Genomic DNA, 14396 nt, shown 5'->3' with positions numbered 1-14396 from the left:
GGGACGTGCGCGTCAGCTCGTCAGGCCCTTGACGCCGGTGTTGAGGATGTCGGCCGTCGCGACGCCGGTGGTGGCGGTGTCGAGCGAGTAGAGCGTGGCGACGCCCATGGTGGTGGCGGCCTGCGTGGTCACGTAGCTCTGCTGCTGCGCATTGGTCGCGTTGTGAGCCGCATTGGCGAGCGCCTGCGCCGTGGCCTGATAGAGGTTGCCCATCGCAATCGCGGGCGCATCTCCGAGCACCTTGGTATTCGCCTGGGTGACGGAATCGGTGATCTGGTCGTTGACCGACGTCGGGAAAGCCATCTCGTCATTCTCCCTCGTTTGAGCCGACATCCACCGCGTGACGCAGTCGTGCGTCGTTTGGCGTGGCACCGGCGTCCGGCGTGTGTTGAAGATGCCAACCGGCGTTGCAGCAACCTAAGGAAGATCGGGACGCTCGCGATAGTCGAAAGGGATGGAACTCAGGGACGAATCCCGGCGAAAATAACCGGATGACTTCATCGGTTCTGCCGCAATTCAGCGATTTTTCCGCACGCCTGCTGCGGTGATCGCGACTGGCATCCCCCGCTGCGGGCAGGGCGATCGCGTATGGAGGGAGCGTGAGACCGGCGCGCGGCAACGTCGCCGTGCGAACGGATCCTCTGCCATCTGCGCAAACGAAAGCCCGGCCGTTCGGGCCGGGCTTGATCAGGCAAAAGCGACGGCGATGCGCCGAAGACGACGGTTCTACGCCGCGGTCCTCGCCTTGCCGTCCTGGATTGCGCGCCAGAGCTTCTCGGTGGTCAGCGGCATATCGAGATGCTTCACGCCGTAGTCGGACAGTGCGTCGATCACCGCGTTGATCACGGATGCCATCGAGCCGGCGCAGCCGGCTTCGCCGCAGCCCTTGGTGCCCAACGGGTTGGACTTCGCCGGCACCGGATGGTTGTCGACCGTCATCATCGGCACGTCGGAGGCGCGCGGCAGCGCGTAGTCCATCAGCGATCCCGTGATCGGCTGGCCGCTCTCGTCGTAGCGCAGGTGCTCCATCAGCGCCTGGCCGATGCCCTGCGCGACGCCGCCATGGAGCTGGCCGGCGACGATCATCGGGTTGATCACCGTGCCGAAGTCGTTGATCGCGGTGTAGGCGACGATCTGCGCGACGCCGGTGTCGGGCTCGATCTCGACCTCGCAGACATGGCAGCCGTTCGGAAACGTCGACTCGGTCGCGGTCGAATTGTGGTCGACGTCGAGCGAGGCCGGCACGCCCTCGGGCATCTTGCCCTCGCGCATGCGCCGCGCCAGCTCCATGATGTCGATGCTGCGGTCGGTGCCGGCGATGGTGAACTGGCCGCCCGCGAACTCGATATCGGCTTCCGAGGCCTCGAGCAGATGCGCCGCCGCCTGCTTGCCCTTGGCGATGACGAGCTGCGAGGACTCGACGATCGCCTGGCCGGTCGCGGTGATCGAGCGCGAGCCGCCGGTGCCGTTGCCGAAGCGAACGAGGTCGGAATCGCTCTGCTCCAGCCGGATCTTCTCGAAGGGCACGCCGAGCTGCGCCGACAGCACCTGCGAGAACGGGGTCGCGTGACCCTGGCCGTAATCGAGCGTGCCGGTGGTCAGCGTCACGCCGCCATCGGCGTCGAAGGTGATCTTGCCGAGCTCGCCCGACGGCGGCGCGGTCACCTCGAGATACGAACCGACCGCGATGCCGCGCAGCTTGCCGTTCTTACGGCTCTCGCGCTTGCGCCTGGCAAAGCCGGCGTAGTCCGAGACCTCCAGCGCCTTCTCGAACACCGCGGCGAAGTCGCCGGAATCATAGGTGACTCCGGACGCCGCCGGGAACGGCATCTGGCTCGGCTTGATGAAGTTGCGCTTGCGGATGGTGAGGCGGTCGATGCCCATCTCGCGCGCGGCGGTATCGATCAGCCGCTCCATGAAGTAGTTCGCCTCGGGCCGGCCGGCGCCGCGATAGGCGCCCATCAGGGTGACGTTGGTCAGCACCGTCTTGATGTCGACGCCGAGCAGCGGCGTCTTGTAGACGCTGGCGAGGTTCTTGCCGGTGTTGAGCGACAGCGGCAGCGGCGCCACGCCCATGATGTAGGCGCCGAGATTGCCGTAGCCGGACAGCCTGACAGCGAGGAACTTGCCGTCGGCGTCGAGCGCCAGCTCGCCATGGATGATCTGGTCGCGGCCCTGGCTGTCGGACAGGAAGGCGGTGGTACGCTCGTCGCGCCACTTCACCGGACGGCCCAGCGCCTTGGCCGCATGCAGGATGCAGACATATTCGGGATAGGAGACGTTCTTCATCCCGAAGGAGCCGCCGACATTGGTGGTGAGGATGCGGACCTTGTCCGGCGCGACGTTGAGGATCTTGGCGAGCGTTGCCTTGTTGCCGGAGACGCCCTGGGTCGGCACTTGCAAGGTGAAGCGCTCGGTCTTGCCGTCGAAGGCCGCCAGCGCAACGCGCGGCTCCATCGACACCACGGCGACGCGGGTGTTGACGATGTCGAGCTTGGTGACGTGCGCCGCCTTGGCGAAGGCCTCCTCGATCTTGGCGGTGTCGCCATAGTGGTAGTCGAGGGCGACGTTGTTCGGGATGTGGTCGTAGAGAAGCGGCGCGCCGGGCCTGGCGGCTTCCTCGGCATTGGTGACCGCGGGCAGGGGCTCGATATCGAGCTCGACCGCCTCGGCCGCATCGCGGGCCTGCGCGGCGGTTTCCGCCACGACGAAGGCGACGGGGTCGCCGACGAAGCGCACCTTGTCGGTCGCCAGCGCCGGGCGATTGGTCTGCAGCAGCGGTGAGCCGTCCCGGCCCTTCAGCGGCAGGCCGCAGGTGAACGGGCCATAGGCGGCCGCCGCGAGGTCGGCGCCGGTCCACACCCCGAGCACGCCGGGCATCGCCTTTGCGGTCGCGGTATCAATGCCCTTGATGATGCCGTGGGCATGGCTGGAGCGCACGATCCAGGCATGGGCCTGGCCGGGCAGGTTGAAATCGTCGGTATATTTGCCGTGGCCGCGCACCAGCGTGTCGTCCTCCTTGCGCCGGACCGGCTGCCCGACGCCGAATTTCTGCAGCGCGATCGCGTTTTCGAGGGAGGCCGGGGAGGTGTGATCTTGCATGGATGAGGACCCAACGGGCTGGATTGGTCGCAAATGCGGGCTGTTCCCAGATAGTGCAGCGCCCGCGGCCGGACAACGGTTGATTAGGAATGGTGCATCACGCCTGACGGAGGGGCTGTTGCGCCGGCGCTATCCACTGATAATGTCTAGCGAAAGAGAACTTCCATCTGGGCCGGTCCGGCCAGCGGAAAGACATTTGAATGATCAATGACACGCGGCTGCGGGAGAGTCCCACGCCGCGCGGGAACCTGGAGCCCGGCTTGCGTCCGGGTCTGGACGTCGCGACGCCTTCCTGCGCCAGCAATGGCAGCAGCGTCTACGCGGCCCTGGACCTCGGAACCAACAATTGCCGGCTCCTGATCGCCTGTCCTTCGGGCGACAGCTTCCGCGTGGTCGACTCGTTCTCGCGCATCGTCCGGCTGGGCGAGGGCATCTCGACCACCGGCTGTATCAGCGATGCGGCGATGGATCGGGCCATCGCCGCCCTCAGCATCTGCCGGGACAAGATCCAATCCAAGAAGGCCAGCCGGCTGCGCCTGATCGCGACCGAGGCCTGCCGCGCCGCCACCAATGCCGACGGGTTCCGCAGCCGGGTGGTGGCCGAGACCGGCATCGAGCTCGAGGTGATCGACCGTGAGACCGAGGCGACGCTGGCCGTCAAGGGCTGCGCGCCGCTGCTCGATCCGGGCGGGCGCGGGGCCATCCTGTTCGATATCGGCGGCGGCTCCAGCGAGCTGGTCAGGATCGAGCGCGATCCGGCCGACCGCAACGCCGAGCCGCGCATCAAGGCCTGGATGTCGATCCCGCTCGGCGTCGTGACCTTGGCCGAACGCTTCGGCGGTCGCGACGTGACGCCGGAGATCTATGCCGCCATGGTCGAGGCCGTGGCCGAGCATGTCGGGCCGTTCGCGGCCGAGAATGGCGGCGACCTCTCCGGCATGCATCTGCTCGGCACCTCCGGCACCGTGACGACGCTCGGCGGCATTCATCTGAACCTCGCGCGCTACGATCGGCGCCGGGTCGACGGCATCTGGATCAACGATGCCGACATCACGACGACGATCGCCAAGCTGCTGGCGATGAGCTACCAGGAGCGCGCCGAGAACAACTGCATCAGCATCGACCGCGCCGACCTCGTGCTGGCGGGCTGCGCCATTCTCGACGCGATTCGCCTGGCGTTTCCGCTGCCGCGGCTGCGCGTCGCCGATCGCGGCCTGCGCGAGGGCATGCTGGTCGAGATGATGCGCGAGGACGGCGCGCTCAGGACGGCGTAGCAAGAATTGACGACGTCATTCCGGTGCGGTCGGACGAAAGCAGCGAAGCTGCTTTCGTTTGGCGCGAACCCGGAATCTCGCTCCGCAACTTCTGGATTCCGGGTCCCGCCCTGACGGGCGGTCCCGGAATGACCTCAGAGATCAAGATGGCAAAAGACACCACTGGCCGCATGCATGTGCAGGTCAAGACCGGGGGCAAGCGCAAGCTGTCCTCGAAACTCTGGCTGGAGCGCCAGCTCAACGATCCTTATGTCATGAAGGCCAAGCGCGACGGCTACCGCTCGCGCGCGGCCTACAAGCTGCTCGAGATCGACGACAAGTATCATTTGCTGAAGCCCGGCATGACGGTGGTCGATCTCGGCGCCGCGCCCGGTGGCTGGAGCCAGATCGCGGCGCGTCGGGTCGGGGCCGAAGCCGGGAAGGGCAAGGTGATCGCGATCGATCTGCTGGAGATGGGCGAGATCCCCGGCGTCACCTTCACCCAGCTCGACTTCCATGCCCAGGATGCGCCGGAAAAGCTCCGCGCCATGCTCGGCGGGCGTGCCGACGTGGTGATGTCGGACATGGCGGCCAACACCACCGGCCATCGCAAGACCGACCAGCTGCGTATCGTCGGTCTCGTCGAACTTGCCGCGCATTTCGCCAGCGAGGTGCTCAAGCCGGGCGGCAGCTTTCTCGCCAAGACGTTCCAGAGCGGCGCCGATGCCGACTTGATGGCGCAGCTCAAGCGCGATTACGCCAGCGTCCGCCACGTCAAGCCGGCCGCGAGCCGGCAGGATTCGTCGGAGCGCTACGTGCTGGCGATGGGTTTCCGCGGCGGAGAGCAGGCCGACCTGTTGTAATGGCGTCATTGCGAGCGGCCCGCGCCGGCGATACAGAGCAGATGCAACACGGTCTCGGGAATCGGCTTGGGCCGACGAGACCCCTTCCGGAGGTCCCCGAATGCGTGTCCTGACCTGCAGCGCTGTCGCGGTCGCTTTGATGGCGGGCTCGGCCATATCGGCGCCGGCTCATGCCCAGGCCTACGATCCGCGCTATCCCGTGTGCATGAAGGTCTATGAAGGCGGCCGGTTTGGCGGTGGCGAGTGGATCGACTGCAGCTACACGTCGCTGCCGCAATGCCGCGCCACGGCGTCCGGCCGCGCGGCGATGTGCGACCTCAATCCATTCTACGCGCCGCCGGCACCGCCGCCGCGCGGCAAGCACCGGCGGCATCGCTGAAACAATTCATCACGGAACGGCCGTTGTCGTATCGCGTGATCAAGCTCAAGATCGCCAACACCGCAATCCCGGGCCCCCGTATGTCACGTCGTTTCATCGTCTCGATTGTGATGCTTCTGCTGCTGGTGCCCGCGCTTGCGACGGCCGCTCCGTCGCACAAGCGCAAGGCTCATCGCTGGCAGGGCTATGGCTTCCTGCCGGGCTATAAGCAGCCGCCGAACAACAGCCTCCCGCTGTACGCGGACAAGGAAGCGATGCGCAACGGCCCGCCGCGCGGCAGCCGCCGCCACTGGTACATCGACGGCACCCCGAAATACATGCTCTACAACGGCGAGTGGCATTATTTCGGCCAGCCCGGCTTCTATCGCGGCCATTACAATGGCGGCAGCTTCGGCCCGTGCTGGACGCGGACGCCGGTGGGAATGGTCTGGACTTGCGGCTGAGCCCTCCAGGCCACTGAGCGGCAAAGTGCCTCGCGTAAAGGAGGTGCGCCATCCTGTCGCAGGGTAGCGCCTTGAATGCCCCCTTTGGGCCTGTAAGCTTTTGCTGTGTCTCGAGAATCCAAGAGCTGATCTGACCGGTCCGTGCGCAGTCGATCGTGCAGCCGTGCGCGTCTTGGTGCCGCATGATCGGGGTTGAGACGCGGATAGAGAAACGTGAGCCGCCGGGGCGGCCGTGGAGGGGTCCTTGAAGTCATTCTGTGCGCGCCTGTCCGGCGCAGCTGTTGCGTTGACGTTCCTGGCCGGTGCACCGGTCTCTGCCCAGCAATTGGAACTGAAGGTGATGGCGCCGGCCGCGCCCGGCGGCGGCTGGGACCAGACCGCGCGGGCCATGCAGCAGGCCTTCGTGGCGTCGGGCGTGGCGCGCAGCGTCCAGGTGACCAACGTCGCCGGCGCCGGCGGCACCGTCGGCATCGCGCAGTTCGTCACCGGCGCCAAGGGCGACGGCAACCAGCTGATGGTGAACGGCTTCGTGATGGTCGGCGCGCTCGCCATGAACAAGTCGCCGGTGACGCTGGAGCAGGTCACGCCGATCGCGCGGCTGACCGAGGAGATCCAGGTCATCGTCGTGCCGGCCAACTCGCCGATCAAGACGGCGCAGGACCTCGCCGCGGCGCTGAAGGCCGATATCGCCAAGGTCACCTTCGCCGGCGGCTCGGCCGGCGGCGTCGATCACGTGATGGCGGCGCTGTTCGCCGGCGCCGTCGGCGCCGACGCCAAGAAGGTCAACTACATCCCGTTCTCGGGCGGCGGCGAGTCGCTGGCGGCGATCCTCGGCGGCAAGGTCACGGCGGGCATTTCCGGCCTGTCGGAGTATGACGGGCAGATCAAGAGCGGCAAGCTGCGCGCGATCGGCGTGTCCTCGGAGAAGCGCATTCCCGGGGTCGACATCCCGACCTTCAAGGAGCAGGGCATCGACCTCGTGCTCGCGAATTGGCGCTCGGTGGTCGCGCCGCCCGCCATCACGCCGGAGCAGAAGAAGGTGCTCGGCGACGCCGTCGAGAAGATGGTGAAGTCGGATGCCTGGAAGGAGATCCTGAAGCAGAAGGGCTGGGACGACGCCTATCTTCCGGGGGATGCGTTCGCCGACTTCCTGAAAAAGGAGAACGTCCGTGTCACCGACGTGTTGAAGTCGGTCGGCCTCGTCAAGTCATGACGACGGAGCGCGCCGGCGCCGAGACACCCGCCTCGGGAGGCGTCGACAAGGCCGGCATCGTCATTGCGGCGCTGCTCGCGGCCGTTGCGCTCGTGCTGGTCTACGACGCCAATCAGATCCCGGCGACCACGATGTACGGCATGGGCCCGCAGGTCATGCCGGTCGTGATCGCGATCGGGCTCGGCATTCTTGCACTGGCCAATCTGATCGATGCCGTGAGAGGCAAGCTGCCGCCGCGCGAGAGCTCCGATCCGGTCGCGGTGCTGCTGATCCTCGCCGGCCTTGCGCTCTTGATCGCGATCATCGGCTTCGGTGGCGGCTTCATCCTCGCGACGACGACGCTGTTCGTGACGACGTCGGCCGCGTTCGGCCGGCGCGCCTTCGTCACCGATCTCGTCATCGGCGCCGTGCTGACGACCGTGATCTATCTCGCCTTCGACCGTCTCCTCACCCTGAGCCTTCCCGCCGGTCCGCTCGAAAGACTGCTCTGATGGACACCTTTGCCGCGCTCGCGCATGGGATGGCGATCGCCGTCCAGCCCATGAACCTGCTCTATGCGCTGGTCGGCGTGTTCCTCGGCACCGCCGTCGGGGTGCTGCCGGGCATCGGGCCGGCGCTCACGGTCGCCCTGCTGCTGCCGGTCACCTACAAGCTCGATCCCGGCGGTTCGCTGATCATGTTCGCCGGCATCTATTATGGCGGCATGTATGGCGGATCGACCACCGCGATCCTGATCAACACGCCCGGCGAGAGCGCCTCGATGGCGACCGCGCTCGAAGGCAACAAGATGGCCAAGTCCGGCCGCGGCGGCCCGGCGCTGGCGACCTCGGCGATCGGCTCCTTCGTCGCCGGCACCATCGCCACCATCGGTCTCGCCTTCCTGTCGCCTTACCTCGTCGACATCGCCGTGCGCTTCGGTCCGGAGGACTACTTCGCGCTGATGTGCGTCGCCTTCGTCACGGTGTCCGCGACCTTCGGCGATTCACCGATCCGCGGCCTCACCAGCCTGTTCATCGGGCTGACGCTCGGTCTCATCGGCATCGACAAGCTGACGGGGCAGGCGCGGCTCGCCTTCGGCGTGCCGGAACTGCTCGACGGTGTCGAGGTGACGACGTTGGCGGTCGGCCTGTTCGCAGTCGGCGAGGCGCTCTACGTCGCCTCGCGCCGTCACCATAGCGAGGAGAAGATCGAGGCCATCAAGGGCTCGCTGTGGATGACGCGCGAGGACTGGAAGCGGTCGTGGAAGCCGTGGCTGCGCGGCACGCTGTTCGGCTTTCCGATCGGCGCGCTGCCGGCGGGCGGCGCCGAGATTCCAACCTTCCTGTCCTATTCGGCCGAGCGGCGGCTGACCAAATATCCCGATCAGTTCGGCAAGGGCGCGATCGAAGGCGTCGCCGGCCCTGAGGCCGCCAACAACGCCTCTGCCGCGGGCACCTTGGTGCCGCTGCTGACCCTCGGCCTGCCCACCTCGGCGACCGCCGCGATGATGCTCGCCGGCTTCCAGCAATATGGCCTCAATCCGGGACCGCTGCTGTTTGCCGAGCGGCCCGATCTGGTCTGGGGCCTGATCGCGAGCCTGTTCATCGCCAACACGATGCTGCTCGTGCTCAACCTGCCGCTGGTCGGGCTGTGGGTGAAGCTGCTCGCGATCCCGACACCCTGGCTCTATGCTGGCATCCTCGTGTTCGCGACCATGGGCACGATCGCGGCAAAGCCGTCGGTCGTGGAACTGTCGATGCTGGCCGGCTTCGGCGTGCTCGGATTCCTGATGCGCCGGTTCGATTTCCCGATTGCGCCGGTCGTGGTCGGGCTGATCCTCGGACCGATCGCCGAGAGCCAGTTGCGGCGGGCGCTCGCGATCAGCCTCGGCGATCCCATGACCCTGCTGCAGTCGCCGATCTCTGCAACGCTTCTGGTGGTCGCGCTGATTGCGCTGATCGCGCCGTTCATCTTGAAGGGACTCGGGCGCTTCAAGGCGAATGAGGATTGAGTGCGGCCCGCAAGCGGAAACCGCGCCATCGCAGTGCAACATAACGTGACCGGAGGGGGGCGCGGAGATCGGGCGCGGCGTGAAACGATGTGCCCGCGATCCGGTTTGGGTTGAGCCATCGAGACCGGAGCCTGGAACTCCGGATCAGCCGAGGAAGCGTCTTTCGGGGCGTGTCACCCCAAACCGAAAGAGACCCGATGACCGATCGCTTCGATGACGGTTTCAAGCCAGCCCCCGCGCAACGTCCCGCCGCTCCAAAGACCGCAACCCAGCCGCCGCGCCATCCCGTGATCCTCAGGGTGTCGGCGCTCGGTGTGGCCGGCATCCTTTCGGCGTTGATGCTGACCGCGGTGGTGCCGCCGATCGTGGCCGACCAGTCCGATCGCGCCGTGGTCGATGCGCCGGTGATGCTGCTGACGTCCCCGATCGCGGGCCAGGTCGATTCGCTCACGGCCAAGCCGGGTGGCGAGGTTCGGTCTGGCGACCGCCTCGCAGAGATCACCAATCCGCGGCTCGACCGCACCACGCTCATCTCGCTGGAAGAAAAGGCGGGCGACGCGCGTCAGAAGCTCGACGCCACGCGTGCCAAGCATCAGTCTGATGTCGCTTATGTCAGCTCGCTCGATCAGGAGATCGCGAGCCAGGCCGGTCAGTTGAAGGCGCAGCTGCAGTCCCAGATCGAGGAGCTGCGTGCCCGCGTCGCGCAGTCGAACGCGCAGAGCAGCGAGAAGAAGGCCATCGTCGACCGCCAGAACCGCATGGTCGCGCGCGATGCCGCCAGCGTCGAGATGCTGAAGCCGACCGAGCAGCAATATGCGGCGGCGCTGCACGACACCGATGCGCAGACTGCCAAGCTGAACCAGAAGCTGACGCAGCTGAAGGCGCTCGATGCCGGCGTCTATGTCGGCGAGGATCTGGTCGCGCTGAACATGCTCAGTCAGAAGCGCCGTGACATCGATCTCGATGCAAGGCGGATGGAGATCGAGGAGAAGCAGCAGGCGGCCGTGCTCGACGATCTCGAGGGATTGATCAAGTCGGAGCGCGCGCGGCTGGCGCGGCTCGCTGCCGCGGACGTGCTCTCGCCCGGTCCCGGCAAGGTGCTGGCGGTGGGCGCCGACACCGGACGCCACGTCAGCGCCGGCGATACGATCGCCTCGGTGGTCGATTGCGACAAACGCTTCGTGGTCGCGATCTTCTCCTATCGCCAGGGCGAAGCGATGAAGCCGGGCACCAAGGTGCGCATCGATGGCGGCGGGTTCCATAGCGGCATCGTCAGCGCCGTGCTGCCGAAGACGAGCGACAAGGTCGACGAGCGCTTTGCCGTGCCATTTCCACAGACCGAGCGGCGCGAGCTCTATGTCATGATCACGCCTGACGCTGCCGACGAGAAGCGGGCAGCGCAGCCGACCTCCGCGGCGACGCCGGCCTGCACGGTGGGGCAGTGGGTCACCGTGACGCGCGACAATGGCATCGTGCCGTCGATGTCGGTGACATGGCGCCGGCTCGGCCACCTCGTTGCGTCGCTGACCGATCTGGACCCGTCTGAGCCGGACGAAGCGACGCGCCGTGCCGGTGTCAGCAAGCTCGACTCCGCCTTGCGGTCGCAACCGGCGCAGCAGCCGGTCTTCGACGAGCAGTGGCTGCCGACGGCGCGCGCGGTCTCGGCACAATGAGGCTTCTCTCCATGACGATGGCGGTGATCGCTCTGCTCGGCGGAGCATCGCCGATGCGCGCCGAGACGTCGCTGTGTGCGGGACTGATGCAGGCCGTCGAGCCTGGCCTCGCCGGCCGTGACGCGGCGTTCATCCGCAGCTACGAGCCGGGTGCCGACGAGGAGGGGCTGCCGCTCGGCCTTTCGACGACGGCGTTCACCTATGATAACGCCCTGGCCGCCATCGCGCTGGTCGCATGCGGTCGCGTCGACGAGGGCCGCGTGATCGGCAACGCGCTGGTGCATGCCGCCGCTCATGATCGCAGCTTCGGCGATGGCCGCCTGCGTAACGCCTATCGCGCCGGTCCTGTCAGCCCCGGCGCGGCGCTGCTGCCGGGCTGGTGGGACGACCACAAGAAGATCTGGGGCGAGGACGCCGCGCAGGACGGCACCGCGACCGGCAACATCGCCTGGGCAGCGTTGGCGCTGCTGACGCTGCATCAGGCGACCGGTGAGGAGGGTTACCTGTCCGGCGCGCGGCGCCTGATGGACTGGATCATGGCCAACGCAACGAACGGCGCGGACGGCTTCAGCGGCGGTTATCACGGTTACGATCCGCAGCAGGTGCGCCTCAGCTGGATGTCGACCGAGCACAATGCCGATGTCTACGCCGTGGCCTCGTGGCTCTCTCGTATCACATCGGAGCCGCGCTATCGGGATGCCGCGCAGACGGCGCGCCGGCTGCTCGATCGCACGTTCCGCGGCGATCACTTCCTGCTCGGCACCAAGCCCGACGGCCACCTCGCCGACGGCAATCTGCTCGCGCTCGACGTCCAGCTCTGGCCGTGGATGGCGGTGACGGATGCGCCCGACTGGCGCAGGGCGCTGCGCTTTGCCGAAACTCATCTCGCCGTCGACGGCGGCTTCGACTTCAACGGCGATCGCGACGGCGTCTGGGTCGAGGGCACCGCGCAGGCGGCGCTGGCCTATCGCATGGTCGGGGACGCCGCTGCCAGCCAGCGGCTGCTTGCAGGATTGCGTGCCGACCGCACGGCAACGGGACTGCTGAACGCGACGCGCAACGCGCGCCTTACCACGGGGCTGTCGATCGATCCGACGGGCGCGACCACCATTCAGGACTTCTTCTACTACAAGCGTCCGCATCTCGGTGCCACTGCCTGGGCCGTGCTCGCCGAGACCGGCTGGAATCCTTTCACTGGCGCAAGGGTGCCCTGATGTTTCCGCTCCCCAGCAATGACGCCTCGGTGTTGACCACCGATCTCGGAGTCCTGCTCGGGCTCCTCGTGATGGCTCGCCTGCTCGATCCGACGCGCCGGCGCGACCGCCTGCTGTTCGGCGCTACCGCAGCGTCGTTCCTCCTGATCTACACGCTATGGCGCTGGCACGACACGCTGCCGGTGTTCGACCTGACCCTGCAGGCGCTGTGGCCGCGGCTGTTCATCACGCTCGAGATCGTGGCGATCTCCTACACGCTGATGTCGATCCTGATTCTGACCCGCAGCGTCGACCGCTCGGGACAGGCCGACGCCGCGCAGCGCGCGCTGGCGGCACGGGGCGAGCAGCCGGCCGTGGACGTCTTCATCTGCACCTATGACGAGCCCATGGAGATTGTCGAGCGCTCGATCCTGGCCGCGCTCGCGCTCGACCATCCCAACAAGACCGTCTGGGTGCTCGACGACACCCGGCGTGATCGGCTCCGCGCGTTCTGCGACGAGGTCGGCGCGCGCCATCTGACGCGGCCCGACAACAAGGGCGCCAAGGCCGGCAATCTCAACAACGCGCTTGCGGCGACGGCGCAGCTGTCGAACGCGCCGGTGATCCTGGTGCTCGATGCCGACTTCGCCCCGCGCCGTGACTTTCTCCAGCGCACGGTCGGCCTGCTGCTGTCCGAGCCCGATATCGCCGTCGTGCAGACGCCGCAATTCTACTACAACCCCGATCCGATCCAGCACAATCTGCTGTCATCAGGCCATTGGGTCGACGACCAGCGCTTCTTCTTCGACGTGTTCCAGCCGGCCAAGGATGCCTGGGGCTGCGCGTTCTGTGTCGGCACCTCCTTCGTCGTCCGCCGCGAGCGGCTCATGGAGATCGGCGGCTTCCCGCATGCGGCGATCTCCGAGGATCTCAACCTCACCTACACGCTGCTCAAGCGCGGCCATCGCACGGTCTGGCTGAACGAGCCGCTCAGCTTCGGCCTCTCGGCGGAAGGCGTGCCCGAATACATCACCCAGCGCGCCCGCTGGTGCCTCGGCACGATCCAGGTCGCGCTCTTGCGCGATGGCCCGCTGCGCAGCCGCGGCTACAGCTTCACCCAGCGCTGGCACTTCCTGCATGGCGTGCTCAACTGGGCCTGCAAGCCGTTCATGGTGCTGCTTCTGATCGCGCCGCCGATCTACTGGTTCGCCGGGCTGCCGGCGTTCGAGGCCGACTATCTGTCGTTCCTGCGCTACGGCGTGCCGGCGCTGCTCGGGACGATCATCTACATGGGCTGGATCTCGCGTTCCAAGACCCTGCCGCTGTTCATGGAAGCGACCCATGCAGTGACCTGCTTTGCCGTCACTGCCACCTTGCTCAGCGCGCTGGTCCGGCCGTTCGGCCGCCCCTTCAAGGTGACCGACAAGGGCGGCGACCGCTCCAAGCCGCGCGTCCACGGCAAGCTCGCCGCGATTTTCGGCGCGATCGCCGCGAGCTCGGCGGCGGCCATCGTCTGGGCGTTCGTGTCGCCGAATGCAGCCAGCGAGATCTCGTCGATCGACTACTTCAATCTGTTATGGGCCGGCATCGCGATGCTGATCGCCTTCATCGCGTTTCTCGTCTGCTTCGAGCTTCCGCGCGGCGAGGACCTGTTTCCGAGCGACGAGGCGGGCTGGCTGGCGCAGAACGGCGAGGTCGTGCCGTGCAAGATCGAGGCGCTGTCTCTGTCGTCGGCACGCGTGGCCCGGTCGCGCGGCCGCGGAACGATGCGGCCAGGGGCGCTGCTGCCGGTGCATCTCGACGGCCTCGGATGGATCGAGGCCTCGGTGAGCGATGTTTCCAGGACGACGATGCACCTCCGCATGCACCCGACCGAAGCGCAGCGGCGCCAGTTGGTCGTCCGCCTGTTCAGCTCCTCTTGCGGCGTCATCACCGGCCGCGCCCGCCTGCGCGGGGCCCTCGCAGGGTTGGCCCGCCGCGGCTTCGTCGGTCGCTGACGTTCCGGATCCAGCGGTAGGGTGGGCAAAGCAGCCGCCGCAGGCGGCAGCGTGCCCACCGGCCGGGCGGGATGGCGAGCGTCTCCACCTCGTGCCCCGTTCCGGTCGCGAACCCGGCGGAGGCGCAGCCATTCGGCGGAGGCTTATCCGTTGGTTAAGACTAACGCGAGAATACCCCCGATGTCCTTGCAGGCGCCGACGGCGCTGCAAAGCCGGCTGCGATATGACTTGGGGCGCGCTGACTTCGCAGCATCGCAGACTGGACGCGGGCTGCGCGACAGAAGCAGGAC

General features: G+C 67.1%; 12 protein-coding genes. 10 read left to right on the top strand and 2 right to left on the bottom strand.

Going from position 1 to position 14396, the window contains the following annotated elements:
- Positions 1 to 12: 12 nt before the first annotated feature.
- Positions 13 to 303: a RebB family R body protein gene (locus QX128_RS28135; RefSeq protein WP_315805051.1), complete on the bottom strand. Its 291-nt coding sequence runs from the start codon at positions 301 to 303 to the stop codon at positions 13 to 15.
- Between the two features lie 423 nt (positions 304 to 726).
- Complete coding sequence (locus QX128_RS28130; protein ID WP_316239136.1) at positions 727 to 3102, bottom strand: xanthine dehydrogenase family protein molybdopterin-binding subunit; 2376 nt, start codon at positions 3100 to 3102, stop codon at positions 727 to 729.
- Between the two features lie 200 nt (positions 3103 to 3302).
- Between QX128_RS28130 and QX128_RS28125 the strand changes: the two genes are divergently transcribed.
- From QX128_RS28125 to QX128_RS28080, 10 genes are all read left to right on the top strand, one after another.
- Positions 3303 to 4376: a Ppx/GppA phosphatase family protein gene (locus QX128_RS28125; RefSeq protein WP_315805049.1), complete on the top strand. Its 1074-nt coding sequence runs from the start codon at positions 3303 to 3305 to the stop codon at positions 4374 to 4376.
- 146 nt (positions 4377 to 4522) lie between these two features.
- Positions 4523 to 5218 carry an RlmE family RNA methyltransferase gene (locus QX128_RS28120; RefSeq protein ID WP_316182643.1) on the top strand — a complete coding sequence of 232 codons (696 nt, stop codon included), beginning with the start codon at positions 4523 to 4525 and terminating at the stop codon, positions 5216 to 5218.
- Positions 5219 to 5318: 100 nt separating this feature from the next.
- Positions 5319 to 5597: a DUF3551 domain-containing protein gene (locus QX128_RS28115; RefSeq protein ID WP_316239135.1), complete on the top strand. Its 279-nt coding sequence runs from the start codon at positions 5319 to 5321 to the stop codon at positions 5595 to 5597.
- Between the two features lie 80 nt (positions 5598 to 5677).
- Entirely contained in the window at positions 5678 to 6040 is a 363-nt protein-coding gene (locus QX128_RS28110; protein WP_315805068.1) for a hypothetical protein, read from the top strand.
- A 244-nt stretch (positions 6041 to 6284) separates the two neighbouring features.
- Positions 6285 to 7253 carry a Bug family tripartite tricarboxylate transporter substrate binding protein gene (locus tag QX128_RS28105; protein ID WP_316239134.1) on the top strand — a complete coding sequence of 323 codons (969 nt, stop codon included), beginning with the start codon at positions 6285 to 6287 and terminating at the stop codon, positions 7251 to 7253.
- On the top strand, positions 7250 to 7744 hold the full coding sequence (locus QX128_RS28100) for a tripartite tricarboxylate transporter TctB family protein (RefSeq protein ID WP_315805045.1): 495 nt from the start codon (positions 7250 to 7252) through the stop codon (positions 7742 to 7744). Before QX128_RS28105 ends, QX128_RS28100 begins: the two co-directional genes overlap by 4 nt.
- Positions 7744 to 9243 carry a tripartite tricarboxylate transporter permease gene (locus QX128_RS28095; RefSeq protein WP_315805044.1) on the top strand — a complete coding sequence of 500 codons (1500 nt, stop codon included), beginning with the start codon at positions 7744 to 7746 and terminating at the stop codon, positions 9241 to 9243. Before QX128_RS28100 ends, QX128_RS28095 begins: the two co-directional genes overlap by 1 nt.
- A 197-nt stretch (positions 9244 to 9440) precedes the next feature.
- Positions 9441 to 10916, top strand: coding sequence for an HlyD family secretion protein (locus tag QX128_RS28090; RefSeq protein WP_316239133.1), 1476 nt, complete (start codon positions 9441 to 9443; stop codon positions 10914 to 10916).
- 11 nt (positions 10917 to 10927) lie between these two features.
- The gene (locus QX128_RS28085; protein WP_410053190.1) at positions 10928 to 12130 is read left to right on the top strand and encodes a hypothetical protein; all 1203 of its coding nucleotides are present in this window, start codon (positions 10928 to 10930) and stop codon (positions 12128 to 12130) included.
- Complete coding sequence (locus QX128_RS28080; protein ID WP_316182655.1) at positions 12130 to 14106, top strand: cellulose synthase catalytic subunit; 1977 nt, start codon at positions 12130 to 12132, stop codon at positions 14104 to 14106. The genes QX128_RS28085 and QX128_RS28080 overlap by 1 nt, the downstream gene beginning before the upstream one ends.
- Positions 14107 to 14396 lie beyond the last annotated feature (290 nt).

It is taken from the genome of Bradyrhizobium sp. SZCCHNR1015, assembly GCF_032489875.1.
Classification (GTDB): domain Bacteria; phylum Pseudomonadota; class Alphaproteobacteria; order Rhizobiales; family Xanthobacteraceae; genus Bradyrhizobium.
Note: the sequence above shows the minus strand (reverse complement) of the source record. Positions and strands in the feature narration are given on the sequence as shown.

Bases quoted from the DNA above. Each gene is read 5' to 3' on its own strand.
- QX128_RS28135 (WP_315805051.1), bottom strand. From the start codon at position 303: ATGGCTTTCCCGACGTCGGTCAACGACCAGATCACCGATTCCGTCACC.
- QX128_RS28130 (WP_316239136.1), bottom strand. From the start codon at position 3,102: ATGCAAGATCACACCTCCCCGGCCTCCCTCGAAAACGCGATCGCGCTG.
- QX128_RS28125 (WP_315805049.1), top strand. From the start codon at position 3,303: ATGATCAATGACACGCGGCTGCGGGAGAGTCCCACGCCGCGCGGGAAC.
- QX128_RS28120 (WP_316182643.1), top strand. From the start codon at position 4,523: ATGGCAAAAGACACCACTGGCCGCATGCATGTGCAGGTCAAGACCGGG.
- QX128_RS28115 (WP_316239135.1), top strand. From the start codon at position 5,319: ATGCGTGTCCTGACCTGCAGCGCTGTCGCGGTCGCTTTGATGGCGGGC.
- QX128_RS28110 (WP_315805068.1), top strand. From the start codon at position 5,678: ATGTCACGTCGTTTCATCGTCTCGATTGTGATGCTTCTGCTGCTGGTG.
- QX128_RS28100 (WP_315805045.1), top strand. From the start codon at position 7,250: ATGACGACGGAGCGCGCCGGCGCCGAGACACCCGCCTCGGGAGGCGTC.
- QX128_RS28095 (WP_315805044.1), top strand. From the start codon at position 7,744: ATGGACACCTTTGCCGCGCTCGCGCATGGGATGGCGATCGCCGTCCAG.
- QX128_RS28090 (WP_316239133.1), top strand. From the start codon at position 9,441: ATGACCGATCGCTTCGATGACGGTTTCAAGCCAGCCCCCGCGCAACGT.
- QX128_RS28085 (WP_410053190.1), top strand. From the start codon at position 10,928: ATGACGATGGCGGTGATCGCTCTGCTCGGCGGAGCATCGCCGATGCGC.
- QX128_RS28080 (WP_316182655.1), top strand. From the start codon at position 12,130: ATGTTTCCGCTCCCCAGCAATGACGCCTCGGTGTTGACCACCGATCTC.